Source organism: Campylobacter sp. TTU-622 (assembly GCF_016598965.1).
GTDB lineage: Bacteria > Campylobacterota > Campylobacteria > Campylobacterales > Campylobacteraceae > Campylobacter_D.
The window spans coordinates 1-2164 of the sequence record NZ_JAENKR010000134.1; the positions used below are offsets into that span (position 1 = coordinate 1).

Here is a 2164-nt window from a genome sequence, read left to right on the forward strand (position 1 = left end):
AAACATTGTTTATATAAAGGGTTGATATAAGTTGCAACAGGTACTATCTTTTCAAGTTCAGTTTTTATTTTTCCTATATAACGAAAAATATGAGAATTAAGACTTTGTGCTTCATTTTTACTTACATTATTTTCTTCTAAAAGTCTATAAATATAATAATCTTTAGCTAAAGAATTATCTTTTTGTTTTAGTTCTTCTAGATTATAAGAATTTCCAAATAAAAAATTAGACAATAAAAAAATTAAAAATATTTTTTTCATAAAAATTGTCTCACTAAATTTGAGATTAATATATTTAAAAATTGTAAAGCTAAAATAATTATTAAAGGTGCCAAATCTATATTTCCAATACGTGTTGGAAATTTTCTAATTATATTATAAGCGGGAGCACTTAATTTATATAAAATTTGAACAATAGGATTATAAGGATCCGGATTTACCCAGCTTATAAGTGCTGTGATAATTATTATCCATATATAAATATTGATAATAATTTGTAAAATTTGGATTAAAGAAAGTATTAGGGAATCTATAATCATTTTATATCCTTGCTAAGTCGTTAATGAAAGGTTTTATATAAGTATATAAGTCACTAAGTTCTGGACCATGAATGCTGCCTGTAAGAATAATTCTTAAAGGCATAAAAAAATTTTTTCCTTTTAAATTAGTTTTTTTCATTAATTCTTTTTTAAAATCTTCATAATCTTGAGGTAGATTATAATCTTTTAAATTTTCCCTAATGATTAAACATTCTTTTTTAAAATCTTCATAATCTTTGATAGAAAAAATAGTTTTCATTTTATTTTTAAGCTCTACCAAAGTGCTTGATTCTTGAGTGTAAAATTTAGCTAATTCTGCTACATCTTTATTTAAATTTAGAAGCTCGTTAAGTTTAGCATTTGACATTTTTTTAATATGTTCTCTATTGATTTGTAAAAGTTTTTTTAAATCAAATCTTGCAGGAGATTTTGAAATTTTTTTAATATCAAACCAAGCCAATGCTTCTTCTAGGGTAAAAATTTCATATGGAGTTTTATTACCAAGTAAAATTAAATAATTAATAATTGCATCTGGTAAAATACCATATTCTAAAAGCCATTTTACACTAGAATGCGCTTCTCTTTTACTCATTTTTACACCATTTTCATTAAGAATAATAGGTAAGTGTGCATAAATAATTTCTTTTTCATAGTTTAAACTTTTGCGTATATGTTCTTGTTTGGGTGTGTTTGAGACATGATCTTCGCCTCGTATAATACAAGTTATATTTTCGAGCATATCATCAACTGCACAAGCAAAATTATAAGTTGGGGTTTTGTCTGTTCTTAAAATAACAAAAGAATCAATATCATCAGGTTTAAAATTAAGCTCTCCTTTAATTAAATCTTTGAAATTTATATCATTTTTTGGTTTTTTAAGTCTTACAACAAAAGGTTTATTGCAGTTTAAAACATCAATATCTTTTAATTTTTCGCAGGTACCATCATAACGATAAGCTTGATTATTTTTTTTTGCCAATTCTTTTTTTTTGCTAAGTTCTTCTTCAGTGCAAAAACAAGCAAAGGCTTTTTTTTCGCTTACTAATTTTAAAGCCATTTTTTGATGAAAATTTAAATTCTCGCTTTGTATATATAGATGTTGCCAAGAAATACCAAAAAGTTTTAAAAGTTCTTTAATTTCTTCATCTTTTCCTTCTATATTTCGCATTTTATCTGTATCTTCTATGCGCAAAACAAATCCATTTTTATCTTGTTTTGAGCAAATATAATTAAAAATTGCAGCACGTAGATTTCCTATATGCATATCTCCTGTAGGGGAAGGCGCAAATCTATACATCATAATAGCCTTTATTGTTTTTTAGTTGAATTTCCATTATATCAAAAAAAAATATATAAAAATTTAATATAATTTTATGTATAATTTGATTTATGTTGGCTTTTATTTTTTTTTCTGCAATTTTATTTATTTTTGCTTTAGCAAATGTATATATTTATAAAAGATTAATAGTTAAAATTTCCTTTTTTAAATATTTGCATAAATTCTTAAAATATTTTTTAATATTACTTTATATTTTGCAAATGTTCTTTTTTCTGTTTCGTAAAGAAGATTTTTTAAGTGATGAAATATATGAGATTTTAGCTTTATCATTTGCCCCTACTTATTGT

At 23.8% G+C, this 2164-nt stretch carries 2 protein-coding genes and 1 pseudogene; all 3 read right to left on the minus strand.

Annotated elements, in window-relative coordinates; genetic code table 11:
* Window positions 1–260, minus strand: a pseudogene (locus tag JG677_RS07845) (lytic transglycosylase domain-containing protein); the annotation flags it as partial.
* Window positions 257–538 (minus strand): YggT family protein, encoded by a 282-nt coding sequence (locus JG677_RS07850; protein WP_200169427.1) that lies wholly within the window; start codon window positions 536–538, stop codon window positions 257–259. The gene JG677_RS07850 and the pseudogene JG677_RS07845, both read right to left, overlap by 4 nt.
* A gap of 1 nt (window position 539) precedes the next feature.
* Window positions 540–1835 carry a glutamate--tRNA ligase gene (gene gltX / locus JG677_RS07855; RefSeq protein WP_200286083.1) on the minus strand — a complete coding sequence of 432 codons (1296 nt, stop codon included), beginning with the start codon at window positions 1833–1835 and terminating at the stop codon, window positions 540–542.
* Between the last annotated feature and the right edge of the window lie 329 nt (window positions 1836–2164).